Origin of the sequence: Streptomyces sp. NPDC001663 (genome assembly GCF_042893105.1) — a bacterium.
GTDB lineage: Bacteria > Actinomycetota > Actinomycetes > Streptomycetales > Streptomycetaceae > Streptomyces.
The window spans coordinates 71,167-92,870 of the sequence record NZ_JBIAUR010000004.1; the positions used below are offsets into that span (position 1 = coordinate 71,167).

General features: G+C 69.9%; 19 protein-coding genes. 15 read left to right on the forward strand and 4 right to left on the reverse strand.

The features are described 5' to 3' along the window. The first annotated feature begins 31 nt into the window (after positions 1-31). The 10 genes from ACFY1L_RS14315 to ACFY1L_RS14360 all read left to right on the forward strand — a co-directional run bounded on the left by ACFY1L_RS14315 (position 32) and on the right by ACFY1L_RS14360 (position 13,090). Positions 32-1,891, forward strand: a complete 1,860-nt coding sequence (locus ACFY1L_RS14315) for a glycoside hydrolase (RefSeq protein ID WP_388823054.1) — start codon at positions 32-34, stop codon at positions 1,889-1,891. A 228-nt stretch (positions 1,892-2,119) separates the two neighbouring features. After that, a complete protein-coding gene (locus ACFY1L_RS14320; protein WP_388823056.1) occupies positions 2,120-3,385 on the forward strand; it encodes an ABC transporter substrate-binding protein in 1,266 nt (421 codons plus the stop codon). Between the two features lie 20 nt (positions 3,386-3,405). Further along, positions 3,406-4,377 (forward strand): carbohydrate ABC transporter permease, encoded by a 972-nt coding sequence (locus ACFY1L_RS14325; protein WP_388823058.1) that lies wholly within the window; start codon positions 3,406-3,408, stop codon positions 4,375-4,377. Next, the gene (locus tag ACFY1L_RS14330) at positions 4,374-5,240 is read left to right on the forward strand and encodes a carbohydrate ABC transporter permease (protein ID WP_388823060.1); all 867 of its coding nucleotides are present in this window, start codon (positions 4,374-4,376) and stop codon (positions 5,238-5,240) included. The genes ACFY1L_RS14325 and ACFY1L_RS14330 overlap by 4 nt, the downstream gene beginning before the upstream one ends. Before the next feature lie 41 nt (positions 5,241-5,281). Continuing rightward, positions 5,282-8,149, forward strand: a complete 2,868-nt coding sequence (locus tag ACFY1L_RS14335; protein WP_388823063.1) for a glycoside hydrolase family 2 TIM barrel-domain containing protein — start codon at positions 5,282-5,284, stop codon at positions 8,147-8,149. Positions 8,150-8,238: 89 nt separating this feature from the next. Then, on the forward strand, positions 8,239-9,315 hold the full coding sequence (locus ACFY1L_RS14340) for an MFS transporter (RefSeq protein WP_388824013.1): 1,077 nt from the start codon (positions 8,239-8,241) through the stop codon (positions 9,313-9,315). Then, positions 9,312-10,319 (forward strand): ATP-binding cassette domain-containing protein, encoded by a 1,008-nt coding sequence (locus ACFY1L_RS14345; RefSeq protein ID WP_388823065.1) that lies wholly within the window; start codon positions 9,312-9,314, stop codon positions 10,317-10,319. The genes ACFY1L_RS14340 and ACFY1L_RS14345 overlap by 4 nt, the downstream gene beginning before the upstream one ends. A 1-nt stretch (position 10,320) precedes the next feature. Further along, positions 10,321-11,124, forward strand: coding sequence for an ABC transporter permease (locus ACFY1L_RS14350; protein ID WP_388823067.1), 804 nt, complete (start codon positions 10,321-10,323; stop codon positions 11,122-11,124). Beyond that, positions 11,124-11,930, forward strand: a complete 807-nt coding sequence (locus ACFY1L_RS14355) for an ABC transporter permease (RefSeq protein ID WP_388823069.1) — start codon at positions 11,124-11,126, stop codon at positions 11,928-11,930. The genes ACFY1L_RS14350 and ACFY1L_RS14355 overlap by 1 nt, the downstream gene beginning before the upstream one ends. Further along, positions 11,927-13,090, forward strand: a complete 1,164-nt coding sequence (locus ACFY1L_RS14360; RefSeq protein ID WP_388823071.1) for an MFS transporter — start codon at positions 11,927-11,929, stop codon at positions 13,088-13,090. The genes ACFY1L_RS14355 and ACFY1L_RS14360 overlap by 4 nt, the downstream gene beginning before the upstream one ends. A gap of 144 nt (positions 13,091-13,234) precedes the next feature. Here ACFY1L_RS14360 and ACFY1L_RS14365 read toward each other — a convergent pair whose 3' ends face one another. Then, positions 13,235-14,509: an MFS transporter gene (locus ACFY1L_RS14365; protein WP_388823073.1), complete on the reverse strand. Its 1,275-nt coding sequence runs from the start codon at positions 14,507-14,509 to the stop codon at positions 13,235-13,237. A 115-nt stretch (positions 14,510-14,624) separates the two neighbouring features. On the opposite strand from ACFY1L_RS14365, the gene ACFY1L_RS14370 reads away from it, so the two are divergent. Continuing rightward, positions 14,625-15,707 carry an endo-1,4-beta-xylanase gene (locus tag ACFY1L_RS14370; protein ID WP_388823075.1) on the forward strand — a complete coding sequence of 361 codons (1,083 nt, stop codon included), beginning with the start codon at positions 14,625-14,627 and terminating at the stop codon, positions 15,705-15,707. Here ACFY1L_RS14370 and ACFY1L_RS14375 read toward each other — a convergent pair. Continuing rightward, the gene (locus ACFY1L_RS14375) at positions 15,691-16,965 is read right to left on the reverse strand and encodes an MFS transporter (protein WP_388823077.1); all 1,275 of its coding nucleotides are present in this window, start codon (positions 16,963-16,965) and stop codon (positions 15,691-15,693) included. The genes ACFY1L_RS14370 and ACFY1L_RS14375 overlap by 17 nt on opposite strands. After that, positions 16,962-17,570, reverse strand: coding sequence for an ArsR/SmtB family transcription factor (locus tag ACFY1L_RS14380; RefSeq protein ID WP_388823079.1), 609 nt, complete (start codon positions 17,568-17,570; stop codon positions 16,962-16,964). The genes ACFY1L_RS14375 and ACFY1L_RS14380 overlap by 4 nt, the downstream gene beginning before the upstream one ends. Before the next feature lie 97 nt (positions 17,571-17,667). Here ACFY1L_RS14380 and ACFY1L_RS14385 point away from each other — a divergent pair, with 97 nt between their 5' ends. From ACFY1L_RS14385 to ACFY1L_RS14400, 4 genes are all read left to right on the forward strand, one after another. Beyond that, positions 17,668-18,117 carry a hypothetical protein gene (locus ACFY1L_RS14385; protein WP_388823081.1) on the forward strand — a complete coding sequence of 150 codons (450 nt, stop codon included), beginning with the start codon at positions 17,668-17,670 and terminating at the stop codon, positions 18,115-18,117. Positions 18,118-18,190: 73 nt separating this feature from the next. Further along, on the forward strand, positions 18,191-18,997 hold the full coding sequence (locus ACFY1L_RS14390; protein ID WP_388823083.1) for an alpha/beta fold hydrolase: 807 nt from the start codon (positions 18,191-18,193) through the stop codon (positions 18,995-18,997). Positions 18,998-19,050: 53 nt separating this feature from the next. Then, positions 19,051-20,442: a hypothetical protein gene (locus tag ACFY1L_RS14395; protein ID WP_388823085.1), complete on the forward strand. Its 1,392-nt coding sequence runs from the start codon at positions 19,051-19,053 to the stop codon at positions 20,440-20,442. A gap of 51 nt (positions 20,443-20,493) precedes the next feature. Then, the gene (locus ACFY1L_RS14400; RefSeq protein WP_388823087.1) at positions 20,494-21,219 is read left to right on the forward strand and encodes a hypothetical protein; all 726 of its coding nucleotides are present in this window, start codon (positions 20,494-20,496) and stop codon (positions 21,217-21,219) included. A gap of 4 nt (positions 21,220-21,223) precedes the next feature. Here the strand turns inward: ACFY1L_RS14400 and ACFY1L_RS14405 are convergent, their stop codons facing one another. Next, positions 21,224-21,649, reverse strand: a complete 426-nt coding sequence (locus tag ACFY1L_RS14405) for an NUDIX hydrolase (protein ID WP_388823089.1) — start codon at positions 21,647-21,649, stop codon at positions 21,224-21,226. Positions 21,650-21,704: the final 55 nt, after the last annotated feature.

Here is a 21,704-nt window from a genome sequence, read left to right on the forward strand (position 1 = left end):
ACGGAGCACCACCTTCACGACGACGGAAGGGATGCACGTGACTCACCCCCAACGCAGACACTCCCATCGCAGTAGATCGGTCCTTCTGACGGCCGCAGCCGCACTCGCCGTCGCGGGACCCCTGATATCCGCCCCGCCCTCCTCGGCCGCCACCCCCACTGCGGCCGAGGTCTCCCCCCATGCCGCCCAGACCATCGACGACATCGGCGCCTCGGGCGCGTGGTGGGTCAACGACCTGCAGCACTTCAAGCCCGAGGTACAGGCCCGGGTCGCCCAACTGCTGTTCTCCAAGCAGGGGTTGGCCATGAGCTCGTACCGCTACAACATCGGCGGTGGCGGCGTCGCGGTCACCACCCCGGCCCGCGCCGCCGAGGACTTCCTGAACTCCGACGGCTCCTACGACTGGAGCAAGGACAAGGGCGGCCGGACGTTCCTCGAGTACGCCGCGAAGTACGGCGTGAAGGACCTCATCGGCTTCGTCAACAGCGCGCCGGCCCAGTGGACGACCAACGGGCAGTCCTGCGGCGGCCAGTTGAAGCCGGAGAACGAGTCGGACTACGCCAAGTACGTGGCCGACGTGACCGACCACTTCGCCGAGCAGGGCGTCAAGCTCGACTACATCAGCCCCTTCAACGAGCCGGACAACGACTTCGGTTCGTGCGGCCAGGAGGGCATGAAGGTCACGGTCGACCAACGCGACGACATCGTGCGGGCGTTGGGCGCGGAGCAGCAGGCCCGGCACCAGAAGACGTCGATCATCGCGGACGAGTCCAGCCAGACGACCCAGTTCGCCTCCGAACTGCCGCAGTGGATCTCGCAGCCCGGCACGCAGCAGTACGTGTCCGCGCTCGCCCACCACACCTACAACAACCCGGGCGACGGCCAACTCGCCAACGTCTACGAGACGTCGAGGACCGTCGGCCAGAAGTCCTGGGCCACCGAGATCTGCTGCTTCGGCAAGGGCTCGACCGGCTGGAACCAGGAGTACGACCCGAGCATCGACAACGCCCTGCTGATGTCGCGGATCATCTACAAGGACTTCGCGAGCGCCCACGACTCGGCGTTCCAGTGGTGGGTGGCCTTGGCCAGCGGCTACGGCACCTCCCCCACCGAGAAGAACGACGTGGGCTGGAACGACGGCCTGATCTACTACGACCCCGACTACGCGACGAACGGCAACCAGAAGCTGTACTTCACCAAGCGGTACTACGCGCTCGGCCAGTACAGCAAGTTCGTCCGGCCGGGCTCGGTCGCGCACAACGTGACCGGGGCACCGGACGGGGTCGAGGTGTCGACGTACGACAAGGACGGCAAGTGGGTGGTCGTGGTCAACAACCACAACGCCACCGACACACCCCTGAGTCTGCACTTCAACAGCAGGACGCCGGTACGGGCCTCAAAGGCCGTCCGCACCTCGGCCACCGAGGACTGGGCGAACGTCGCCAAGCCGTCGGTGAGCGGCGGCACGGCCACCTCGACGCTCGCCGCCCGCTCCGTCACGACGTACGTCTTCGACCAGAAGGGCCACGGCAGTTCTGCCGTCACGGGCGCCTGGCAGGGCAAACAGTCCGGCAAGTGCCTGACCGCGAGCACCTCCGGGGCCGCCATCAGCACCTGCACCGGCGGGACCGAGCAGTCGTGGTCGTACGACGCGAAGGGCGCGCTGAAGGGCGTGAACGGCTATCTGACGGCCGGGAGTTCGGGCCTGACGACCACCTCCGACTTCACCCGTGACACAAGCCAACGCTGGCTGCTCAACGCCAACGGGCAGATCCTCAGCGAGGCGTCCGGCAAGTGCCTGGACGTCAGCGGACAGGCGACCGCCGACGGCAGCAAAGTGATCCTCAACAGCTGCAACGGCGGGTCCAACGAGGCCTGGAACAAGGCCTGACCCACTGAACCGAGGGCCGCCGGCCACACCCTGACCCGGCGGCCCTCAACCCCCCTGCACCACCCCCACGTTCGGGATTCCGAACCGGATTTAACGCTTCGAACAGACTTCGTCCAACCCCTTGCCGAAGCCTTAGCCGAAGGTTAACGTCCCGCACCGCAACGCATTTTGAGCCACGTCGCGCTGAAGCCGTGGAGCCGCAGCCGTAATCGAGACAAGGACGTCAGCATGTCGGCAATGAGCAACAGCAACTTCTCCCGCAGGTCACTCTTCCGGGCCGCTGCGGGCATGGCCGCCGCAGGCACCCTGGCCGCGTGCGGCGGCAACAACGGCCGTGGAGGCAGCGGAGGTTCGGGCAAGCAGCTCGTCCAGTACTTCCACGCCTACGGCGAGGCGGGGACGGAGCAGGCCATCAAGCGGTACGCAGCCGCGTACAAGAAGGCCAACGTGACCACCAACTGGATCACGGGCAACAACTTCGAGGCCAAGCTCTTCTCGTCACTGCTCACCAAGCAGGCCCCGGACGTCTTCGAGTTCCACCCGCAGCTGCAGCTGGTCAAGAGCGGTCAGGTGGCGGACCTGAGCGACCTCATCGACCCGGTCAAGGACGACTTCAACCCGGCCGACATCAAGTCGCACACGGTCGACGGCAAGATCTACGGCATCCGGATGATCGACGACCCGCAGTTCTTCTACTACCGGAAGTCGATGCTGGAGAAGGCCAAGGTCGACGTCCCGACCACGCTGGACGAGCTACTGGAGGCCGCTGCCAAGCTCACCACCGACAAGGTCAAGGGCGTCTTCCTCGGCAACGACTTCACCGCGATCCAGAACAACCTGATCTTCTCGGCAGGCGCCGAGACCCTCGACGCGAACAACAAGATCGGCTACCACACGGACGGCGTCGTCGAGGGCCTGAAGAAGCTCCGGACCCTGTTCACCAGCGGTCACGTGCTGCTGGACGCCCCGACCGACTTCTGGGACCCGTCCTCGCTCGACCAGGGCCTGTGCGCCATCCAGTGGGGCGGCATGTGGTCCATGCCCGCCATGCAGAAGGCGCTCGGCGACGACCTCGGCATCTTCCCGTTCCCGAAGATCGGCAGCGCCGGCAAGCTGTCGGTCTACAACGGCGGCTGGTCGATCTACGTCAACGCCAAGGGCAAGAACGTCGACGCGGCCAAGGAATACGTCAAGTGGCTGTGGATCGACCAGAAGAAGTACCAGGAGGACTGGGCGCTGTCCTACGGCTTCCACATCCCGCCGCGCACCTCGATAGCCCAGTCCGCCACCAAGCTCAAGTCGGGCCTGCCCGCCGAGGCCGTCAAGCTCTTCACCGACTACGGCCACTTCGACAACATCGGCTTCGACCAGGTGATGATCACCGCGTTCAACGACGTGATCGCGTCCTCCGTCCGCAAGAACGGCAACCCGGAGGCCGCGCTGGACGCGTGCGACAAGAAGGTCAATGTCGAGCTCAAGAAGCTGTTCGGATAGGCCGCCGGGAAGACCACGACATGTCGACCACCACCAAGCTCGGGGTCGCCCAGTCCCCCGCCCCGGCCAAGGCCTCCAAGGCCCGGCCGCGGCGGGGCCTGCGGGGCAACCCGACCTTCAACTTCTGGCTCTTCACCGGGCCCTTCCTCATCGGCCTGGTGATCTTCGTCTTCGTGCCGATCGGCTGGAGCATCTGGCTCAGCTTCTTCGACGCGCGGTACACCGTCACGCCGAGCAACTTCATCGGCTTCGACAACTACAAGCAGATCCTGACCAACAGCAACTTCCCCGAATCGCTGTGGACGTTCAGCGTGTTCGCCGCGTTCATCGTGCCGACCACCTGGGCCCTGTCGCTGGGTCTGGCGCTGCTGGTGAACCAGCTACGGTTCATGCGGGCGTTCTTCCGGTCGGTGTTCTTCCTGCCGACCGCCGTGTCCTACGTCGCCGCCGCGCTGATCTGGAAGATGTCCATCTTCAGCGGCGTCCGCTTCGGTCTGATGAACACCGTCCTCGGCTGGTTCGGCGTCGACAACATCGCCTATCTGGCCGACCCCACCCCGCCCTGGTACTGGCTGGTCATCGTGAGCCTGCGCCTGTGGATCCAGTCCGGGTTCTACATGATCCTGTTCCTGGCGGCGCTGCAGAACATCCCGGCCGAGCTGTACGAGGCCGCCGCGATCGACGGCGCCAAGAAGGGCTGGCAGACCTTCCGGTACATCACGCTGCCTCAGCTGCGGGCCACCTCGACCGCGGTGATCCTGCTGCTGCTCATCGCCGCGTACCAGGCGTTCGACGAGTTCTTCAACATCATCGGAACCAAGGCGACCTGGGCACAGACACCGCTCATGGAGCTCTACAAGGCAGCCCTCGGCACCAACCAGGACTACGGAGCCGGCAGCGCGGGCGCGGTCATCCTGTCGCTGCTCATCTGCCTCGTCACCCTGGTCCAGGGCAAGTTCATGGGCTTCGGAAGGGGGGATGAGTCCAAGTGACCACCACCGCACCTCAGCTCGGCAAGCAGCGCAAGAAGGCCCGGGGCGTCCTCGGCAACACGGGACTGTACGTCTCCGTCGGCGTCGCCGCCCTGCTCTTCCTGGTCCCGTTCTACCTGATCTTCCGCAATGCCCTCTCCACGGACCCGGAGATCACGGGCGAGAACTGGAAGCTGTTCCCGTCCTTCCAGTGGAGCAACATCTCCGAACTGTTCGACGACCCCACGGTCGAGTTCGGCCGCTCCATGGTGAACTCGCTGGTCGTCGCCGTGTCGACGACTCTCGGCACCCTCCTGGTCTGCTCCCTGGCCGGCTACGGCCTCGCCCGCATCCCGTACAAGCACGCCAACAAGGTCTTCTACGCGGTGCTGGCGACCCTGATGGTCCCCACGGCCGTCACCTTCGTGCCCAGCTTCGTGCTGGTGTCGTCCCTCGGCTGGGTGGACACCTACCGCGGTCTGATCATCCCGGGCCTGTTCAGTGGTTTCACCTGCTTCCTTTTCCGGCAGTACTTCCTGGGATTCCCGAAGGAGCTGGAGGAGGCGGCGCGTGTTGACGGGCTCGGCTATTGGGGCGCGTACTGGCGGATCGTGGTACCCAACTCGCTGAACTTCTTCGCGGCGATCGCCACGATCACCTTCATCAGCGCCTGGAACTCCTTCCTGTGGCCGCTGGTCATCGGTCAGGATCCGAGCTCCTGGACCGTGCAGATCGCGCTCTCGTCCTTCATGACCAACCAGACCGTCAACTTCCACCTGATCTTCATGGCCACCGCCGTATCGATCCTGCCCCTGATCTTCGTGTTCCTGTTCCTCCAGCGCTGGCTGGTGCAGGGAATCGCGCAGACTGGCATCAAGGGCTGACGCCCTTCCCCATAGGCCTGCCACTCACGACCTGGAGACCGATGTCTTTCCGCACGACCACGGCCTTTGACTACGTCGAGGACGTCTCACCCGGCAGCGGGGCCCTCCCGCCCCGCGCCTGGTACGCGTCCTCCGACGCGAAGTCCCTTTCACTGAACGGCAGTTGGCGCCTTCGCGTGTCGCCGACCGTCGACGCCGAGGACGACTCGTTCGCCGAGCCCGGATTCGACGCCGGGGACTGGGCCGAGGTCGCGGTCCCGGGCCACTGGGTGCTCCAGGGCGACGGCGCGTTCGGCCTGCCGATCTACACCAACCACCTCTACCCCTTCCCGGTCGACCCGCCGCACGTCCCGACGGAGAACCCGACCGGCGACCACCTGCGCGTCTTCGACCTGCCCGCGGACTGGCCCTCCGACGGCGGTGCGGTCATCCGCTTCGACGGCGTCGAGTCCTGCGCCCGCGTCTGGCTGAACGGCACGGACATCGGCGAGTTCAAGGGCTCGCGGCTGCCGCACGAGTTCGCGGTCGGGCATCTGCTGAAGCCGAGCGGCAACGTGCTCGCCGTCCGGGTGCACCAGTGGTCGGCGGGCTCGTACCTGGAGGACCAGGACCAGTGGTGGCTGCCCGGCATCTTCCGTGACGTGACGCTGCTGCACCGACCGGCGGGCAGCGCCCTCGACTTCTTCGTGCACGCCTCCTACGACCACGTCACGGGCGCGGGCACCCTGCGCGTCGACTCCGACGTCGACGGGCGGGTGTCCGTGCCCGCCCTGGACATCGATGTCGCGACGGGCGAGTCGGTGACGGTGCAGGTCGAGCCGTGGTCGGCCGAGGTGCCGAAGCTGTACGACGGCGAGCTGGTGACCGAGGGCGAGCGCGTTCCCCTGCGCATCGGCTTCCGTACCGTGGAGCTGGCCGACGGCCTCATCAAGGTCAACGGCAAGGCGGTGCTCTTCAAGGGCGTCAACCGCCACGAGTGGCACCCGGAGAAGGGCCGCGCGCTCGACCTGGAGACCATGCGCGAGGACGTGCTGCTGATGAAGCGGCACAACCTCAACGCCGTGCGCACCTCGCACTACCCGCCGCACCCGGCCTTCCTCGACCTGTGCGACGAGTACGGCCTGTGGGTCGTCGACGAGTGCGACCTGGAGACCCACGGCTTCACCGAGCAGGCCTGGCGCGACAACCCGGTCGACGACGACCGCTGGACCCCGGCCCTCCTCGACCGCGCCGCCCGCATGGTCGAGCGCGACAAGAACCACCCGTCGGTGGTGATCTGGTCGCTGGGCAACGAGGCCGGCACCGGCCGTGGCCTGACCGCCATGGCCGAGTGGATCCACGGCCGGGACGCCTCGCGCCTCGTGCACTACGAGGGCGACTGGAACTGCCGCGACACCGACATGTACTCGCGGATGTACGCCTCCCACGCCGAGGTCGAGCAGATCGGCGAGGAGCTGGACGGCGGCACGCACAAGCGCCGCGAACTCCCCTTCATCCTCTGCGAGTACGGCCACGCCATGGGCAACGGCCCCGGCGGCATCGCCGACTACCAGGAGCTGTTCGAGAAGTACGACCGCCTCCAGGGCGGCTTCATCTGGGAGTGGATCGACCACGGGATCACCCACCCCGAGCTGGGCTTCGCCTACGGCGGCGACTTCGGCGAGGAGCTGCACGACGGGAACTTCGTCTGCGACGGCCTGATCTTCCCGGACCGGACTCCGTCCCCGGGGCTCCTGGAGTTCAAGAAGGTCATCGAGCCGGTCTCCCTCGACGGCGCCGACGGCACCGTGCGCGTGACGAACAAGCAGGACTTCGCCGGCCTCTCCGCATTCGCCTTCGAGTGGTCGTACCAAGTGGACGGCGAGAGTGTCGAGTCGGGCTCCCTGACCGTGCCCGCGCTCGCCCCCGGCGAGTCGGCGGACGTCAAACTGCCCGAGCCGCCTGCCGACCACGGTGGCGGTGAGACACAGTGGACGGTACGGGCGCTGCTGGCGGCCGACACCGCATGGGGGCCGGCGGGCCATGAGGTGGCGTGGGGCCAGGTCCCCGTCTCCGCACGGCCGTTGCCGGTGGTCACCCCGACCGACGGTCCGGTGGCCGGCGACCGTGTGATCACGCTCGGCCCCGCCTCCTTCGACGCCCGCACGGGTGCGCTGAAGACCATCGGCGGTGTCGAGGTGAGCGGCGGTCTGCGCCTGGACGTGTGGCGGGCGACCACCGACAACGACGAGGGCGCCGAGTGGGAGACCGGCATCCGGTACGCGGAGCTGTGGCGGAAGTACGGCCTGCACCGCATGCGGCACCGCCTGGACTCCGTCGAGCTGGGTGACGACGCGCTGACCGTGCGGACCCGAGTGGCGCCCGCCGCCTGGGAGTTCGGGCTCGCCGCGGTGTACCGCTGGACCTCCGACGGCAACCGCCTCAAGCTCACCGTGTCCGTGGGACCGCAGGGCGAGTGGCCGGTTCCGCTGCCGCGGCTCGGCGTACGCTTCGGGCTCGCGCAGACCGACGGTGTGAAGTGGTACGGCGGCGGTCCCGGCGAGGGCTACCCGGACACCAAGTCGGCGTCCAGGACCGGTCGTTGGGAGTCCACGGTCGACGGGCTGCAGACGCCGTACCTCCGCCCGCAGGAGAACGGCGCGCGTGCCGACGTCCGCTGGGCGGAGCTCGGCGGGCTGCGCATCGAGGGCGACCCGGAGTTCTTCCTCAGCGCCCGCCGCTGGACGACCGAGCAACTGGACGCGGCCGCCCACCTCACCGACCTCACGCCGGGCGAGACGGTGTGGGTGAACCTCGACCACGGCCTGCACGGCATCGGCACGGGCTCCTGCGGCCCGGGCGTACTGCCGCAGTACCGCCTGCGGGCCGAGCCGGCGGAGTTCTCCTTCGTGTTCTCGGAGATCAGTTGACGGACACGGACACGCGGTCCACTGCGGCCGGCCGGCTCTTCAGTCGGCCGGCCGCGGTCGCGTCCTGCGCCGGCTTCGTCCTCATCGGCATGCTCCAGGCGCTCTACGGCCCCGCGGTACCGGGCCTGCGCGAGGAGTTCGGCCTCTCCCCCTCGGGCGCCGGCCTCGGCCTGAGCCTTCACTTCACGGGTGGCGTGGCGGGCGTCCTCGCCTTCAACACCATCCACTCCCGGATCAGCAACAAGGCGCTCCTCGCGGCGAGTTACGGCCTGATGGCACTCGGCGGCGCGGGCTTCGCACTCGCCCCGAACTGGCCCCTTGCACTGGCTGCCGCGTTCCTGGGGGGCCTCGGTTTCGGCGGCATCGACTACGGCCTCAACCAGCTCTTCGCCGTCGGCTTCGGCGACCGCTCCACGGCCATGCTCAACGTCCTCAACGCCCACTTCGGCATCGGGGCGGTGCTCGGTCCGGCGGTGGTGGCGTGGCTGGGCCCGGACGAGTACGCGTACGCCTTCGGGACGTGTGCCGTGCTTGCTGCGGTTCTGGTCCTGCTGGGCTCAAGTGGCGTACGGACAAGACCTGTTGAACCGTCTGACGAAAAGACGGCCGGCTCACTGGGCCTCCCCCGCATCCTCGTCGGCTTCCTGGCCCTCTACATCCTGAACGTAGGCGTGGAAGCGGGTGTGGGCGGCTGGGAGCCCACCCATCTGGAGACCGTCGGCTACAGCGCGACCGTGGCCGCCTCGGCGACCTCCGTGTACTGGCTGATGATGACCGCCGGCCGCTTCCTCGTCGTACCGATCACCCTGAAGTACTCGCCCGAACGCATCCTCACGATCTGCGCGGCAGGCATGACCGCATGCCTGCTGCTGGCACGTGTAAAAGGAGTGGCGCCGGTGGCCTACGCCGGTGTTGGCTTGTTCATCGCGCCGGTCTTCCCGACCGGTCTGCCCTGGCTGAACAGGGCGCTTCCCCAGGCGAGGCGCGCAGGTGCCTGGGTCATCGCCGCGTCGATGATCGGCGGAGTGGCGGCTCCCCCGCTGCTGGGGGCAGGCATCGAGGCCTCGGGCATCCATGCCGTCCCCTGGCTGCTGACCGCGCTCTCCGCCGCCTCGCTCGCGGCGACCGTATGGCTGATCCAGCTCACCCGGAGGTACGTCGAGTGATCGGCAGCATCGAGGTCCGCTCCCTCTCCCGCTCCTTCCACACCACCGTCCGCCGCCCCGGCTTCGCCGGCGCGCTCAGATCCCTGGTCAACCCGGAGCGAGTCGTCAAGCACGCCGTCTCCGACATCAGCTTCGACGTGGCCCCCGGCGAACTCCTCGCCCTGCTGGGCCCGAACGGCGCCGGCAAGTCCACCACCATCAAGATACTCACCGGCATCCTCACACCCACGTCCGGCGACGCCCGGGTCGCGGGCGTGGTGCCGTACGAGGACCGGGAGCGCAATGCCCGCAACATCGGCGCGGTGTTCGGGCAGCGCACCCAGCTGTGGTGGGACCTGCCGGTGAAGGAGTCCTTCTCGATCCTGCGGGACATCTACGAGGTGCCGAAGGCCGAACACGCCGCCCGTCTGAAGGAGTTCGACGGCATCCTCGAACTGTCCGCCTTCTGGGACACCCGCGTCCGCCACCTCTCCCTGGGCCAGCGCGTGCGCTGCGACCTGGCCGCCGCGCTGCTCCACGATCCGCCGGTCGTCTTCCTCGACGAGCCGACCATCGGCATGGACGTGGTGGTCAAGGAGCAGGTGCGGGAGTTCCTGCGGCATCAGGTCGAACAGCGCGGCCGTACGGTCCTGTTGACCACCCACGACATGACCGAGGTCGAGCGGCTCGCCGAGCGGGTCGTCCTCATCAACCACGGGCGGCTGGTGCTCGACGGCACGCTCGACGAGATCCGCCGCAAGTACGGCTCGACCTGGCAGGTGCGGGCCACCCTCGCCGACGCGCACACCGACGTCGAACCGCCGCCGGGCATCGCACTGCTGCGACAGGAGGGCCCGCAGGTCGTGTTCGGGCCCGACGGCCCCGACGCGCCCACGGTCCACCAGGCGCTCAAGGCGGTCATAGAGCGGTACGAGGTGACGGGCATCGCCATCGACGAGGCCGATCTGGAGGACGTGATGCGGGCCGCGTACGTCCACGCGGGGCCGGCCGCGGAAGGGGCCTGAGATGGCGGTCCTGCACGCGTGGCGCGCCGCCCGCGTCACCCCGCTCGGCGAGCTGCACGCACCGCCCCGGATGACCGCCGTCCTGGTCCGGCTGGTCGTCCAGATCGTCCTGGTCGCCTCCCTGTGGAGCGGCCTGTACGCGCATTCCGGCCCCACCGCCGGGCTCAGCCGCGAGCAGGCGATCTCGTACGCCGTGCTGGCCGTACTGGCCTCCCGGCTGCGGGAGTTGGACCAGTACGCGGGCCGGGACACCGTCATCCAGCACATGCACTTCGGCACCATCGTCTACTGGTACCTGCGCCCGCTGCCGCCCGCCCGCTACCACGCCCTGCGGGCCCTGGGCGAGCAGATCTACGGGGCCGCGTGGGCGCTCGCCGGATACGTGGTGTGTCTCGCGGCGGGCGTGGTTCAGCCGCCCGAGTCGGTGGCGGTGGCCGGGGTGTTCGTGGTCAGTCTGCTGCTCGGGCAGCTGGTCCTGTACCACGTCATGCTCCTGCTGGATCAGATGTGTTTCTGGACCGTGCGCAACACCGCGGCGATGCTGATCCTGATCTTCGCGCAGAACCTGATGTCCGGGGTGTACGCCCCGCTGTGGTTCTTCCCCGGGTGGTTCCGCACGCTGAGCAACTTCCTGCCGTTCCAAGCGACGCTCAACGTGCCGCTGTCGCTGTACGTGGGCCGCATCCGACTGTCCGACGCGGGCGAGCAGCTGGCGATCCAGGCCGGCTGGGTCGTGCTGCTGCACCTGTTCACCCGGTTTCTGTGGCGGCGGGCCGCCCGCCGTGTCATCTCCCAAGGAGGCTGATGCCCTTGAATGCCGTCCGGACCGCGTGGCGCATCACGCGTCTCAACTTCCGCTCCCAACTGGAGTACCGCACCGAGTTTCTGCTGATGGTCGCGATCGGCGCCATCTGGCAGGTGTCGGTGATCGTGTTCGCGACCGTGCTGCTGTCCCGGTTCGCCGGGATGGGCGGCTGGGACAGCTCCGACGTGCTGCTCATCCCGGCGATGCGGATGCTGGCCCATGGCCTGTTCGTGCTGTTCCTCGGACGCATGCACGGCATCGGCCGGTTCATCCAGGAAGGGCAGATCGACATCTACCTGCTCCGGCCCATGCCGGTGCACCGCCAGGTACAGCTGCAGTACTTCCCGACCAACGCGATCGGCGACCTGACGGTGGCCGTCGGCCTGATGGTGGGTGCCCTGTCCCGCAGCCAACTCGACTGGACGGCCGGGCGGGTCACGTATCTGGTCGCCTGCCTGATCGGCGGCATGCTGCTGGAGGCCGCCCTGTTCACCGCGGTGGCCTGCGCATCCCTCCGCTTCCCGGCCGCCGGCTACTGGGGCCGCTGGCTGGAGGAGCTGCTCGGCACCTTCGGCAGCTACCCGCTGAACGTGCTGCCCCGGGCGGTGGGCGGCTTCCTGACCTTCGGCCTCCCGCTCGCGTTCGTCGCCTACTTCCCGGCCGCCGTGCTCACCGGACACGGCCACGACACCGGCGTCCCGTACTGGCTGGCGGCCTCCTCCCCGCTGCTCGGAGCACTCGCGTACCTCGGTGCGAGGCTGCTCTGGAGCTGGAGCCTGAGGCACTACACGGGGGTGAACGGATGACCGGTACCGTGACGGCATCCGCCGACTTACGCACCCGCCTCGCGGTACGCCTCGTGTTCGTCATCCTCGGTGGCACACAAGGCGGTTGGATGGCCCGGATCCCCGCGATCCGGGACCAGGTCGGCGTGGACACGGCCCGCTGGGGACTGCTGAGCAGCTCCTCGGCGGCTGGTGACCTCGTCGCGATCGTCCTCATCACGCTCCTCATCGGCCGCGTGAGCAGCCGCCTGCTCGCCCTCGCGGCCGCGACCGTCGTACTCCTCAACGCGCCTGTCCTGGCCGGGGCTTCGTCCGTCCCGGCCCTCGTACTGGGCCTGACGATGTGGGGCGTCGGCGCGACCTTCCTGGCCACACCGGTCAACGCGCTCGCGGTCGCGGCCGAACGCGCCCACGGCCGCCCTCTCATGTCCGGTTTCCACGCCTGCTACAGCGTCGGCGTACTGGCGGGCGGCGCCCTGGGTACGCTCGCGGCGGCGACGGACGTCTCACCGGGCATCCAGATGGCGATCAGCAGCGGTGTCCTCGGGGCACTGCTGCTCGGGCTGGGCGCGCGGCTGCCGGAGGAGGAGGCGGTCCACAGGGACCACCGCCGGCCGCTACGTCAGCGCTTCACTCCCCAACTGGTCCTGCTTGCCGGCATCGCGTTCCTGGGCTCCTTCGTCGAGGGGGCGGCGTCCCAGTGGAGTTCGGTGTACACGGCCGACTTCCTCGACGAGGGAGCGGCGCTCGGCGCGGCGACGTACACCTGCTTCTCGGTGGCGATCCTCGTGGGGCGGCTGCTGGGCGACCGGTTCGTGGCCCGGCTGGGACGGCGGGTGTTCCTGCGCGCGTCGCTGCTGACGGTGGCGCTGGGAGTGACCGCGGCCGTCGCGCAACCAACCCTCTGGTCGGCCTTTGCCGGCTTCACGGTCGTCGGCCTGGGCATCGCCTGCGTACTCCCGTCGGCGATCGCCCTGGCCGGCCGCCAGCCGGGCGTCCCACCCGGCGAGGGCGTCTCGGTCATCACCATCGGCCAGTGGCCCGGCTTCCTCCTGGCGGGCCCGGCAGTGGGCCTCCTCGCGGGGGCGACGAGCCTGCGGGTGGCACTGGGGGCGCTGGTGGTGGCGGGGGTCGGCGCGGCGGCGTTGGTCAGGTGGGTGCAGGTGCCCGACGGCGGCTGATCAGGAGGGCGGAGTCGGTGTGCTGCTGGGCAGGCTGCTCGAACTCGGCCTGCCCGTTGGCCAGTTGGAGCGGGTCGAGATCGCGGTGACGGCCGAGCCGGCCATGGACGCGGTGCGGGGCGGTTGTGCGTGCCGGTGAGGACGTCAGGGGCGGCGGCCTGAGCCTCGTATCGGAGTGAAGAGGGCCGCCACCGCGATCAGTACGCAGCAGCCGCCCGCCACCAGGCCGACCGGCGCCGTGCCCCGGTGCTCCGCCGCCCAGGTGAGGACCGCCGCGCCGGCGGGAGCCGCGGAGTAGTGGAGGGTCCAGAAGGCCGAGGTGACGCGGCCGAGCAGGGGTTCCGGCGTCACCTCCTGACGCAGGGACATGGAGCAGGTGCCCGCGATGCCGACGCAGGCCAGGAAGGCCGCGCTCAGGGCAGCCACCACGGGCACGTCCCGTGCCCAGCCGAGCCCCGCGAAGGCGACGCCGCACATCGCGACCGCGCCCGGCCAGGTCCAGCCGAAGCCGAGCCGGCGGCGGATGCGCGCCACGAGCAGCGCTCCGGTGATCGTGCCGAGCGCACCCAGCCCCATGACCGTGCCGACCGTGCGGTCGTCGTGGCCGAGGTCGTGCTTGAGGTGGTAGATGACCAGGTCGTTCAGGCCGAAGGTGAGGAAGCTGAAGACGAAGAGGAGAGCGGTGAGGGAGCGCAGGACGGGGTGGCCGTAGAGGAAGGACACCCCGGTGCGCAGGTCCCACCAGAGGCCGGTGCGCCGCGACGTGCCGCCGCCGTCGTCGTCCGCGGGACGGGCACGGAAGCGCACGAGGAGCAGACAGGCCGCCGAGACCCCGAAGCTGGCCGCGTCCACACCGACGGCGGCTGCCGGGCCCGCCCAGCCGGCGACCAGTCCCGCGCACAGCGGACCCAGCACCCCGGCCGCGGCGGCCGTGGCGTTCAACCGCCCGTTGGCCTCCGTCAGTTGCTCGGTGCCGACCAGGCTGCGCACGACGGTCACATAGCCGACGGCGAAGAACGTGCCGACGGCCTCGCACAGCGGCAGCACCAGGTACAGCAGCCAGATCTGCGGGCCGAACAGCCACACCAGCGGGATCGACCCGTACAGCACCATGCGTACGAGGTCGCAGGTGATCAGCAGCCGGCGGCGGTCGACCCGGTCCACCAGCACCCCGGCGAACACCCCCGCCGCCACCGCCGCGGTACCGCCCACCGCCGTCAGCAGGCCCATGCGCGCGACCGAGCCCGTGGCCTGAAGGACCAGCAGGGGCAGTGCGATCAGAGCGAAGGAGTCACCGAGGACGGAGAGGGTCTGGGCGGCCCAGAAGACACCGAAGTCCCGCTGTCGCCAAAGGGGTTGGCCGGTGGTGCGAGTGGTGTCGTGAGCGCGCCCGCTGTCCTTCTGCGCTTCGTACGACACCTGCACCTCCCCCGAATCCCCGGCAACCTTACGGCTCCCGGTGGCAACTGGCGACTGAGATATCCACGCACCCCGCACCCCGCACCCCACATCTTTCCCGCCCCGAGGAGCAGCCGTGCCGGACACCCCCCGGACCCACCGCCGCCGTCGCGTCTTCCGCCCCCTCCCGCTCGCCGCCGCCGGCGCGCTGGTCGCCGCCGCGGCCGTGGCCCTCCCGCAACTCACCCCGCACGCCTCGGCCGCGACCACCCTGCGCGGCTACGCCGACGGCCGCGCCGTGAAGATCGGCGCGGCTGTCGGCGACACCCCGCTGACCTCGGACTCGTCGTACACCACCGTCCTGGACCGGGAGTTCAACTCGGTGACGGCGGAGAACGCGATGAAGTGGGACGCGGTGGAGCCGACCCGCGGCAGCTTCAACTGGGCCGCCGCGGACCGTCTGGTGGCGCACGCCCGGGCGCACAACCAGGGCGTACGGGGCCACACCCTGGTCTGGTACTCGCAGTTGCCGTCCTGGCTGAAGAACGGCAACTTCTCGGCGTCCGAGCTGAACTCGGTCCTCAAGAGCCACATCGGCACCGAGGTGGGCCGCTACAAGGGCAAGGTGTACGCCTGGGACGTGGTCAACGAGGCGTTCAACGAGGACGGTTCGATGCGCAGTTCGCTGTGGCAGACCAAGCTCGGCACCGGCTACATCGCGAACGCGCTGAAGTGGGCCCACGCGGCAGACCCCTCCGCCAAGCTCTACATCAACGACTACAACATCGAGGCGGACAACGCGAAGAGCGACGCCCTGTACGCCCTCGCGAAGCAACTCCTCGCCGACGGCGTCCCGTTGAACGGCATCGGCTTCCAGTCCCACTTCGTCGTGGGAGGAGTCCCCTCCTCGATGAAGGCGAACCTCAAGCGCTTCTCCGACCTGGGCCTCGAGGTCTCGGTCACCGAACTCGACATCCGCATCCCGCTGCCGGCCTCCTCCGCCGAACTCGCCCAGCAGTCCACCGACTACAAGACGGCGAGCGAGAACTGCCTGGGCGTGCCGCGCTGCGCCGGGGTCACGGTGTGGGGCATCACCGACAAGTACTCATGGGTGCCGGGGACGTTCAGCGGGTACGGGGCGGCGCTGCCGTACAACGAGAGTTACGCGGCGAAGCCCGCCTGTACGGGGCTGTCCAACGGGGTCAATCCGAAGGCGTGACAGGGACCGGTGATGATGCCTGGGCATCCGCCAGAGTGCGGGTGCCCGGTATCGGCGACGGAAGCAGCCACAGCAGGGACAGCGCCCCGCCGACGGCCACCACGACGAACGTCGGCCGCAGCCCCACGAGGTCGGCGAGCACGCCGCCGCACAGCGCGCCCAGCGGCCGTACGCCGTAGTTGACCGTGCTGTATGCGCCGGTCACGCGGCTGCGCAGAGAGGCCGGGACGACGGCCATCTGCAGCGAGTTGAGGTTGACGTCGAAGAGCATGACGCCGAAGGAGGCGAGGAACCAGGCGGCGCCCAGCACGCCGGCCCGCGCCCAGAGGGGACCCGCGGCCACCGCGAGGAGAGCGAAGGGCGCCGGGAAGAGTACAGCGCCCACCGCGACGCTACGGCCCATGCCGATCCGACGGGAGATCGCGGGCGCGGCCAGCGCACCGAGCAGGCCCCCTGATGCCCCGGCGCCCAGAGCCAGTCCGATCGCGCCCGCGGACAGGCCGAGTTCCCGTTCGGCGAACAGCACGAGGAGGCCGGTGCCCGACAGGAAGGTGAAGAAGTTGACCGTCGTGGCGCAGCCGAGGCCGGCCCGCAGCACGGGCTGACGTACGACGAAGGCCAGGCCGTCGCCCGCGCGCCGCAGCAGGGAGAACCGGCCGGAGTCGTCGGCGGGCGGCGGTTCGTCGACGCGGACCGGACCGAGCAGCAGCGCCGACGCCAGGAAGGACAGCGCGTCGGCGACCACGGCGACGGGCGCGGTCAGCAGCTGGACCAACCCGCCGCCGAGAGCGGGCCCGGCGACGAAGGAGACCGAACGGCTCGCGCTGAGGCTGCTGTTGGCGTCGACGTACGAGGACGGCGGCACGAGATGGGCGAAGAAGGACTGGCACGCCGTACCGAACACCACCCCTGCAAGGCCGGTCACCAGCACCACCACGTACAGCTGACCCATCGTGATCACGTCGAGCAGCGCGGCGACCGGCAGGGTGAGCAGCACGCCCGTGCGCACCAGGTCGGCGGCGATCATGAGCCGGCGCTTGCTCGGGCGGTGGTCGACCCAGGCGCCGAGGAGCAGTGCGAGCAGGTTCGGGGTCCAGGTGAGCGCGCTGAGCAGGGCGACCTGTCCGGCGGAGGCGTGCAGTGTGCCGACCGCGATGAGCGGCAGGGCGAGTTCGGAGACACGGTCGCCGGCCTGAGAGAGGGTCTGGCCGGTCCAGAACCGGAGGAAGCGGCGGTCGCGCAGCAGTAACCCGCTCACTCCGGGGCGCCCGGGTCGTCGTCGGCCGCTTCCGGCAATGTGTGCAGCAGCATGCGCACGCCCCGACTCCCGGACGGCTGTTCGGGCGCGTCGCGGTTGACGTACGGCTCGAGGAGTTCCTCCCAGGCAGCGCGGAGGCCGGCCAGTTCCTCCGCGGTCACCACGATCCGCGTGTTGGCCGCCCACGCGCGCCGGATCCACTCCGGCTCCAACCGGGGCTCGGTCTCGGTCAGCCAGCGCAGCGGCAGCTCCGCGGCCCGCGCGAACATCTCCCCCGCCAGCACGCGCGCCGCCGACCGCCCGTCCTCGTCCTCCGGCACCTCGAACCGGAAGCCGCGGGCCACCGCCTCCCAGCGCCGCTCCCGCCGGTCGGCCGAGCCTTCGGCGTCCCTCACCAGCCCGAACCCCGAAAGATGGCGCAGATGCCAGCTGGTGACGGATGGCGTGGCACCGACGTGCGGCGAGAGCTGTGTGGCGGTGGCGGGCCCGTAGCGCTGCAGCCGCTCCAGAACGGCGAGACGCACAGGGTGCGCGAGGGCGCGCATGGCCTTGGGGTCGGTGATCTCCAGGTCGCCCCAGCGGTTGCCGGAATCATCGGGATGCATGATGTGAGAGTGTCCTCTCACAAAGTATGAGAGTCAACTCTCACGTCTGGAAACAAATGCCCCGCCCGGCAAGGGCAGTTGATGGAGGATGACGGTCATGCGCTCACCCTTCGACTTCCCCGCCCCACGCCGGGTCCGGCCCGGCGAGCACCCCGCCTGGGACGAGGCCCTGGCCCTGCTCAACCGGGACGTGGCCACGGCCCTGCCGGAACAGAAGCCGCTGCGGCTGGTGGCCCAGCGGTCGGAGGAAGGGGGGCCGGAGCACGTGTACGTGGCCTTGGACAATGGCGAGTGGTGGGGCCAGCCGGTCGAGCCCGCGTCCGCCGGCACCCCGCTCAACGCCCTCGCCGCCGTGGCCGAGGCCGTGCAGGACACCGTCACCGAGTGCCTGTGGCGGGCCTGGCCGATCTGCACCGAACACGACCTCGGCATGCACCTGGCCGAGGCGGACGGCCGCCCGGTGTGGCGCTGCGCAGGCAGCCGCGACGGCCGGGACCCGCAGCATGTACGGGCGGCGGTGGGCGAACTGGACGCGCTGAAGCGATGACCGAACGGGCGACGCCCCGCACATCACGCTCGAACACTGCCCCGCGAAGGGGAGAACGGGGAGAGGAAGAAGCATGACTGAGCCACTGCACTACGACATCGAGGGTCACGGGCCCGTCCTGCTGATCATTCCCGGTGGTGCCGGGCACCCCATGGGGTTCGACAAGGTGACCGGGGTGCTCGCCGACCGGTTCACCGTCGTGACGTACGACCCCCTCGGGCTCGCACACGGGCGGCTCGGCGAGCCCGTCGGGGACCAGCAGGTGGAGGCGTGGAGCGACGGGGCCCGGCGGGTGCTCCAGGAGGTGCTGCCCGAGGGCGAATCCGCTTACGTCCTCGGGACGAGTTCCGGCGGTATCGCCGCACTTGACCTGCTGGCCCGGCATCCCGAGCGGCTGAGCCACGTCGTCGCGCACGAGCCGCCGTGCATGGGGGTGCTGCCGGACGGGGCCGTGCAGCGGGCCAGGTTCCGGGAGGTGTACGACACTTATCGCACCGCCGGGTTGCAGGCGGCCGCCGTCCGTCTGGGTGCCGTCCTGACCGGGCAGGAGGCGGAGCCGGCGGAGGGCCGACCCCTTTCGCGGGAGGAGGAGTTGGCCATCCCCATGGCCCTCTTCCTCGCCCACGTCCTGCGGCAGTTCACCTCCTACGCGCCCGACCTCACCGCACTCACCTCGGCTTCCGCCCGTCTCACCCTCGCCGCCGGTTCCGACTCCCGCGGTCAACTCCTGCACCGCACCGCTCAGTTCCTCGCCGAGCACACCGGCGGCGGCTTCGTCGAGTTCCCCGGTGGGCATGTCGGTGTGGCCGAACATCCCGTCGCGTTCGCCGAGTTGCTCGCCGAGACGCTGGTTGCAGGGGAGGCCCACGCGCCCCGCTGACCACTCGGGCGCCCGGCCGCCTAGACTGGAAGCTTCGGGGGAAGGAGCGTGCCTTGTCTCAACAGCAGCTGGGACGCGGTCCCCTGAGATCCGACAGTGCGGCACCGGAACCCGGTGGGCCGAGCGAGGCCGCGAGGTTCGTCGGCTGGCTGGGGAGCCTCGGGTGTGCGGCCGCCGGGTACGCCGTGTTCCAGTTCCTGTTCGGGGTGCTGCCGGACTCCCTCGGCGGGGACGCCGCCAGATATCTGGTCGCCGGTGTCAGCGGGATCGGGACGGCCGCGGCCGCCTGGCTGGCGGCGGCGCTGGTGCGGGCCCGGGCGGCGGCCGGCCCCGGCGGCCGCCCGGCCGAGGGATCCGCCGTCTCGCGGCGTCCCGCGCCCGGCCCGCTGCCCGAGGTCTTCGCCGCCGCGTACGGCACGCTCGCCGAGAAGGTGTGCGTGGTCGAGGACCCGACCCGCGGACGGCTCACCGGCTGGTCGCACTCCCTCGGCGAGACCAGTCCGCCCCGCCCCACCTCCGTCGGCACCGCGTACGGCCTGCACATCATGCTCGACTTCGGTGTGCCCGACGGACGGCTGCGCACCGGCGATCTCGTGGACACGCTGTGGCGGCTGCGGCTGCCGGGCGGCGGCTGGTCCGCGCGGTCGCAGGGCGCGGAGGCCCGGCCCGAGGTCACCGCCCTGGTGCTGGGCGCGCTGGCCCGGGCGGGGGCGTCCGGGGAGCGGCTGGCGGAGGAGGTGGACCGGTGCGCGACCGGTTTCACGCACGAACTCGACCGTGCGGGGCGGGAGTCGACCCACGTCGTGACGACCGTGCTGCGCGGGCTGCTGCGCGCCGCGCCCGACTCCGGCGTCCTGCCGCAGCTGCGCGAGGCCCTGTCCGACGGCGCGATCAGCGACCCGCGCCGCGACCATCTGCGCTGCTGGAGCTACCGCCTCGACCCGCCATACGGAATGCCCTCCGCGCTGCACACCGCGCAGGCGGTCGTGGCCCTCGACCGGGCCGCCCGGGTACTGGACGAGCGCGAGAACGCGGCCGTGCGCTCGGCGCGGGAGGACGGTGTGCGCTGGCTGCTGGCCTGCACGAGCGCGTCCCACCACCGCTGCCCGGACCTGCGGAACCTGCGCGAGGAGGTGCGCCGCCCGCGCACGGACGACCCCTCGCGCCACGAGGTCCTGAACGTACGGCACTTCACCGCTTCCTGGGTGCTGCGCGCCCTGATGACCCCGGGCGCCCGCGAGGTCGCGGCGCAGGACGGGCTGGAGGAGGCCTGGCGGGAGCGGCTGGACGGTGCGGCCGCCGCGGTGTGGTCCGGGCAGACGGACGGCATCTGGTCCTGGGGGTTCACCGACAGTGGTGAGCTGCGGCATCCCATGTGGATGACCTATCAAGGTCTTTCGGCGCTGCGCGCCCATGCCGTATGGATGTATCAGCCGGAACAATGAGCCCGGAGCAGTGAACACCATTGACAGGGGCCTGAGTTGGGGGATGGATGCATGGGCGGTCGGCAGGTCCTCGCGGCGCGACGGCTACTGTCCGGGACGCTGGACGGTGATCTGCCCGAGCACGAACTGGTCGCCGCGGCCCGCTTCGTCGTCGCCGAACTGGGCTCCCCCGACCGCCTGTTGGAGCTGATTTCCGAGCTCGCCTCCGGCGCGGGCGACCCCGAGGGATGCGCCCGGCTGTCGTATCGGCACGTCCTCGGTTTCGACAAGCTGCTGCTGATCGACGGCGGTCCGCGGCACATGCTGCGCGCGCACCTGTGGCATCCCGGCGCGGGCGCGGTCGGCAAGGAGGACATCCACAACCACCGTTCCCCGCTTGCCTCTTATGTCGTACGCGGGCGGCTCGCCATGGAGTTGTACGACGTCGAGGGCGGCGGGGACGGGATCGCGGCCGCCCGGTACGAGGAGTCCCTTCGGGAGGGTTCGGCGGACTGGCTGCTGGAGCCGACCGGTCCCGCGCGACTGCGGCTGACTCACGTGGGGCAGTACGCGGCGGGCAGCGCGTACGCCCTGCCGGCGCACACCCTGCACCGCGCCTGGTGCGACACGGACGTGCCGACGGTGACCCTGTTCCTGGAGACGGGCAGCGAACGGCGCCCGCACACCGATGTGTTCACGGCGGCGGGTCCCCATCCGGGCACGGTGGCGAAGGTGCCGCTGAGCACGGATGACTACTTGGCGGCGTTGAGCGGTCTGGCGGAGCTGCTCAGGACTTAGCCGCTCAGGAGTTCGTGAAGGCCTGGTCGATGATGTCGAGGTTGTAGGCGTCGATGTCGACCGTGGTCAGCCCGGAGCGCGCGAGCCAGACATGGGCCTGGTCGGGCTCGGGCAGGGTGATCTGCGAACTCAGCGGCCTGACGAGGAAGTTCTCCTGCCAGTTCTTGATCTCTTGCCCGCGGTACTCGCTGACGAAGGACGACTCGCCGACCTTGCGGACGACCTCACCGAGGAGCCCGGTCTCCTCCTTCAACTCGCGCAAGGCGCCGTCCGGGCCGCTCTCGTCCGGATCGAGCTTTCCGCAGGGGACGCCCCACACTCCGGGCAGGAACTTCTCCGTCGCGCTGCGGCGGACCAGCAGCACGCGGCCCTGGTCGTCCATCACGACGGCGGCCGCCAGTCGCTTGTCGCCGGGGATGTCCATGTCCATGGTTCCTCGGTCCCTCGCCGGAGATGAGTCCAAAGGGTCTGATACCCACGAAAGT

Bases quoted from the DNA above. Each gene is read 5' to 3' on its own strand.
- ACFY1L_RS14315 (WP_388823054.1), top strand. From the start codon at position 32: ATGCACGTGACTCACCCCCAACGCAGACACTCCCATCGCAGTAGATCG.
- ACFY1L_RS14320 (WP_388823056.1), top strand. From the start codon at position 2,120: ATGTCGGCAATGAGCAACAGCAACTTCTCCCGCAGGTCACTCTTCCGG.
- ACFY1L_RS14325 (WP_388823058.1), top strand. From the start codon at position 3,406: ATGTCGACCACCACCAAGCTCGGGGTCGCCCAGTCCCCCGCCCCGGCC.
- ACFY1L_RS14335 (WP_388823063.1), top strand. From the start codon at position 5,282: ATGTCTTTCCGCACGACCACGGCCTTTGACTACGTCGAGGACGTCTCA.
- ACFY1L_RS14340 (WP_388824013.1), top strand. From the start codon at position 8,239: ATGCTCCAGGCGCTCTACGGCCCCGCGGTACCGGGCCTGCGCGAGGAG.
- ACFY1L_RS14350 (WP_388823067.1), top strand. From the start codon at position 10,321: ATGGCGGTCCTGCACGCGTGGCGCGCCGCCCGCGTCACCCCGCTCGGC.
- ACFY1L_RS14355 (WP_388823069.1), top strand. From the start codon at position 11,124: ATGCCCTTGAATGCCGTCCGGACCGCGTGGCGCATCACGCGTCTCAAC.
- ACFY1L_RS14360 (WP_388823071.1), top strand. From the start codon at position 11,927: ATGACCGGTACCGTGACGGCATCCGCCGACTTACGCACCCGCCTCGCG.
- ACFY1L_RS14380 (WP_388823079.1), bottom strand. From the start codon at position 17,570: ATGCATCCCGATGATTCCGGCAACCGCTGGGGCGACCTGGAGATCACC.
- ACFY1L_RS14385 (WP_388823081.1), top strand. From the start codon at position 17,668: ATGCGCTCACCCTTCGACTTCCCCGCCCCACGCCGGGTCCGGCCCGGC.
- ACFY1L_RS14390 (WP_388823083.1), top strand. From the start codon at position 18,191: ATGACTGAGCCACTGCACTACGACATCGAGGGTCACGGGCCCGTCCTG.
- ACFY1L_RS14400 (WP_388823087.1), top strand. From the start codon at position 20,494: ATGGGCGGTCGGCAGGTCCTCGCGGCGCGACGGCTACTGTCCGGGACG.
- ACFY1L_RS14405 (WP_388823089.1), bottom strand. From the start codon at position 21,649: ATGGACATGGACATCCCCGGCGACAAGCGACTGGCGGCCGCCGTCGTG.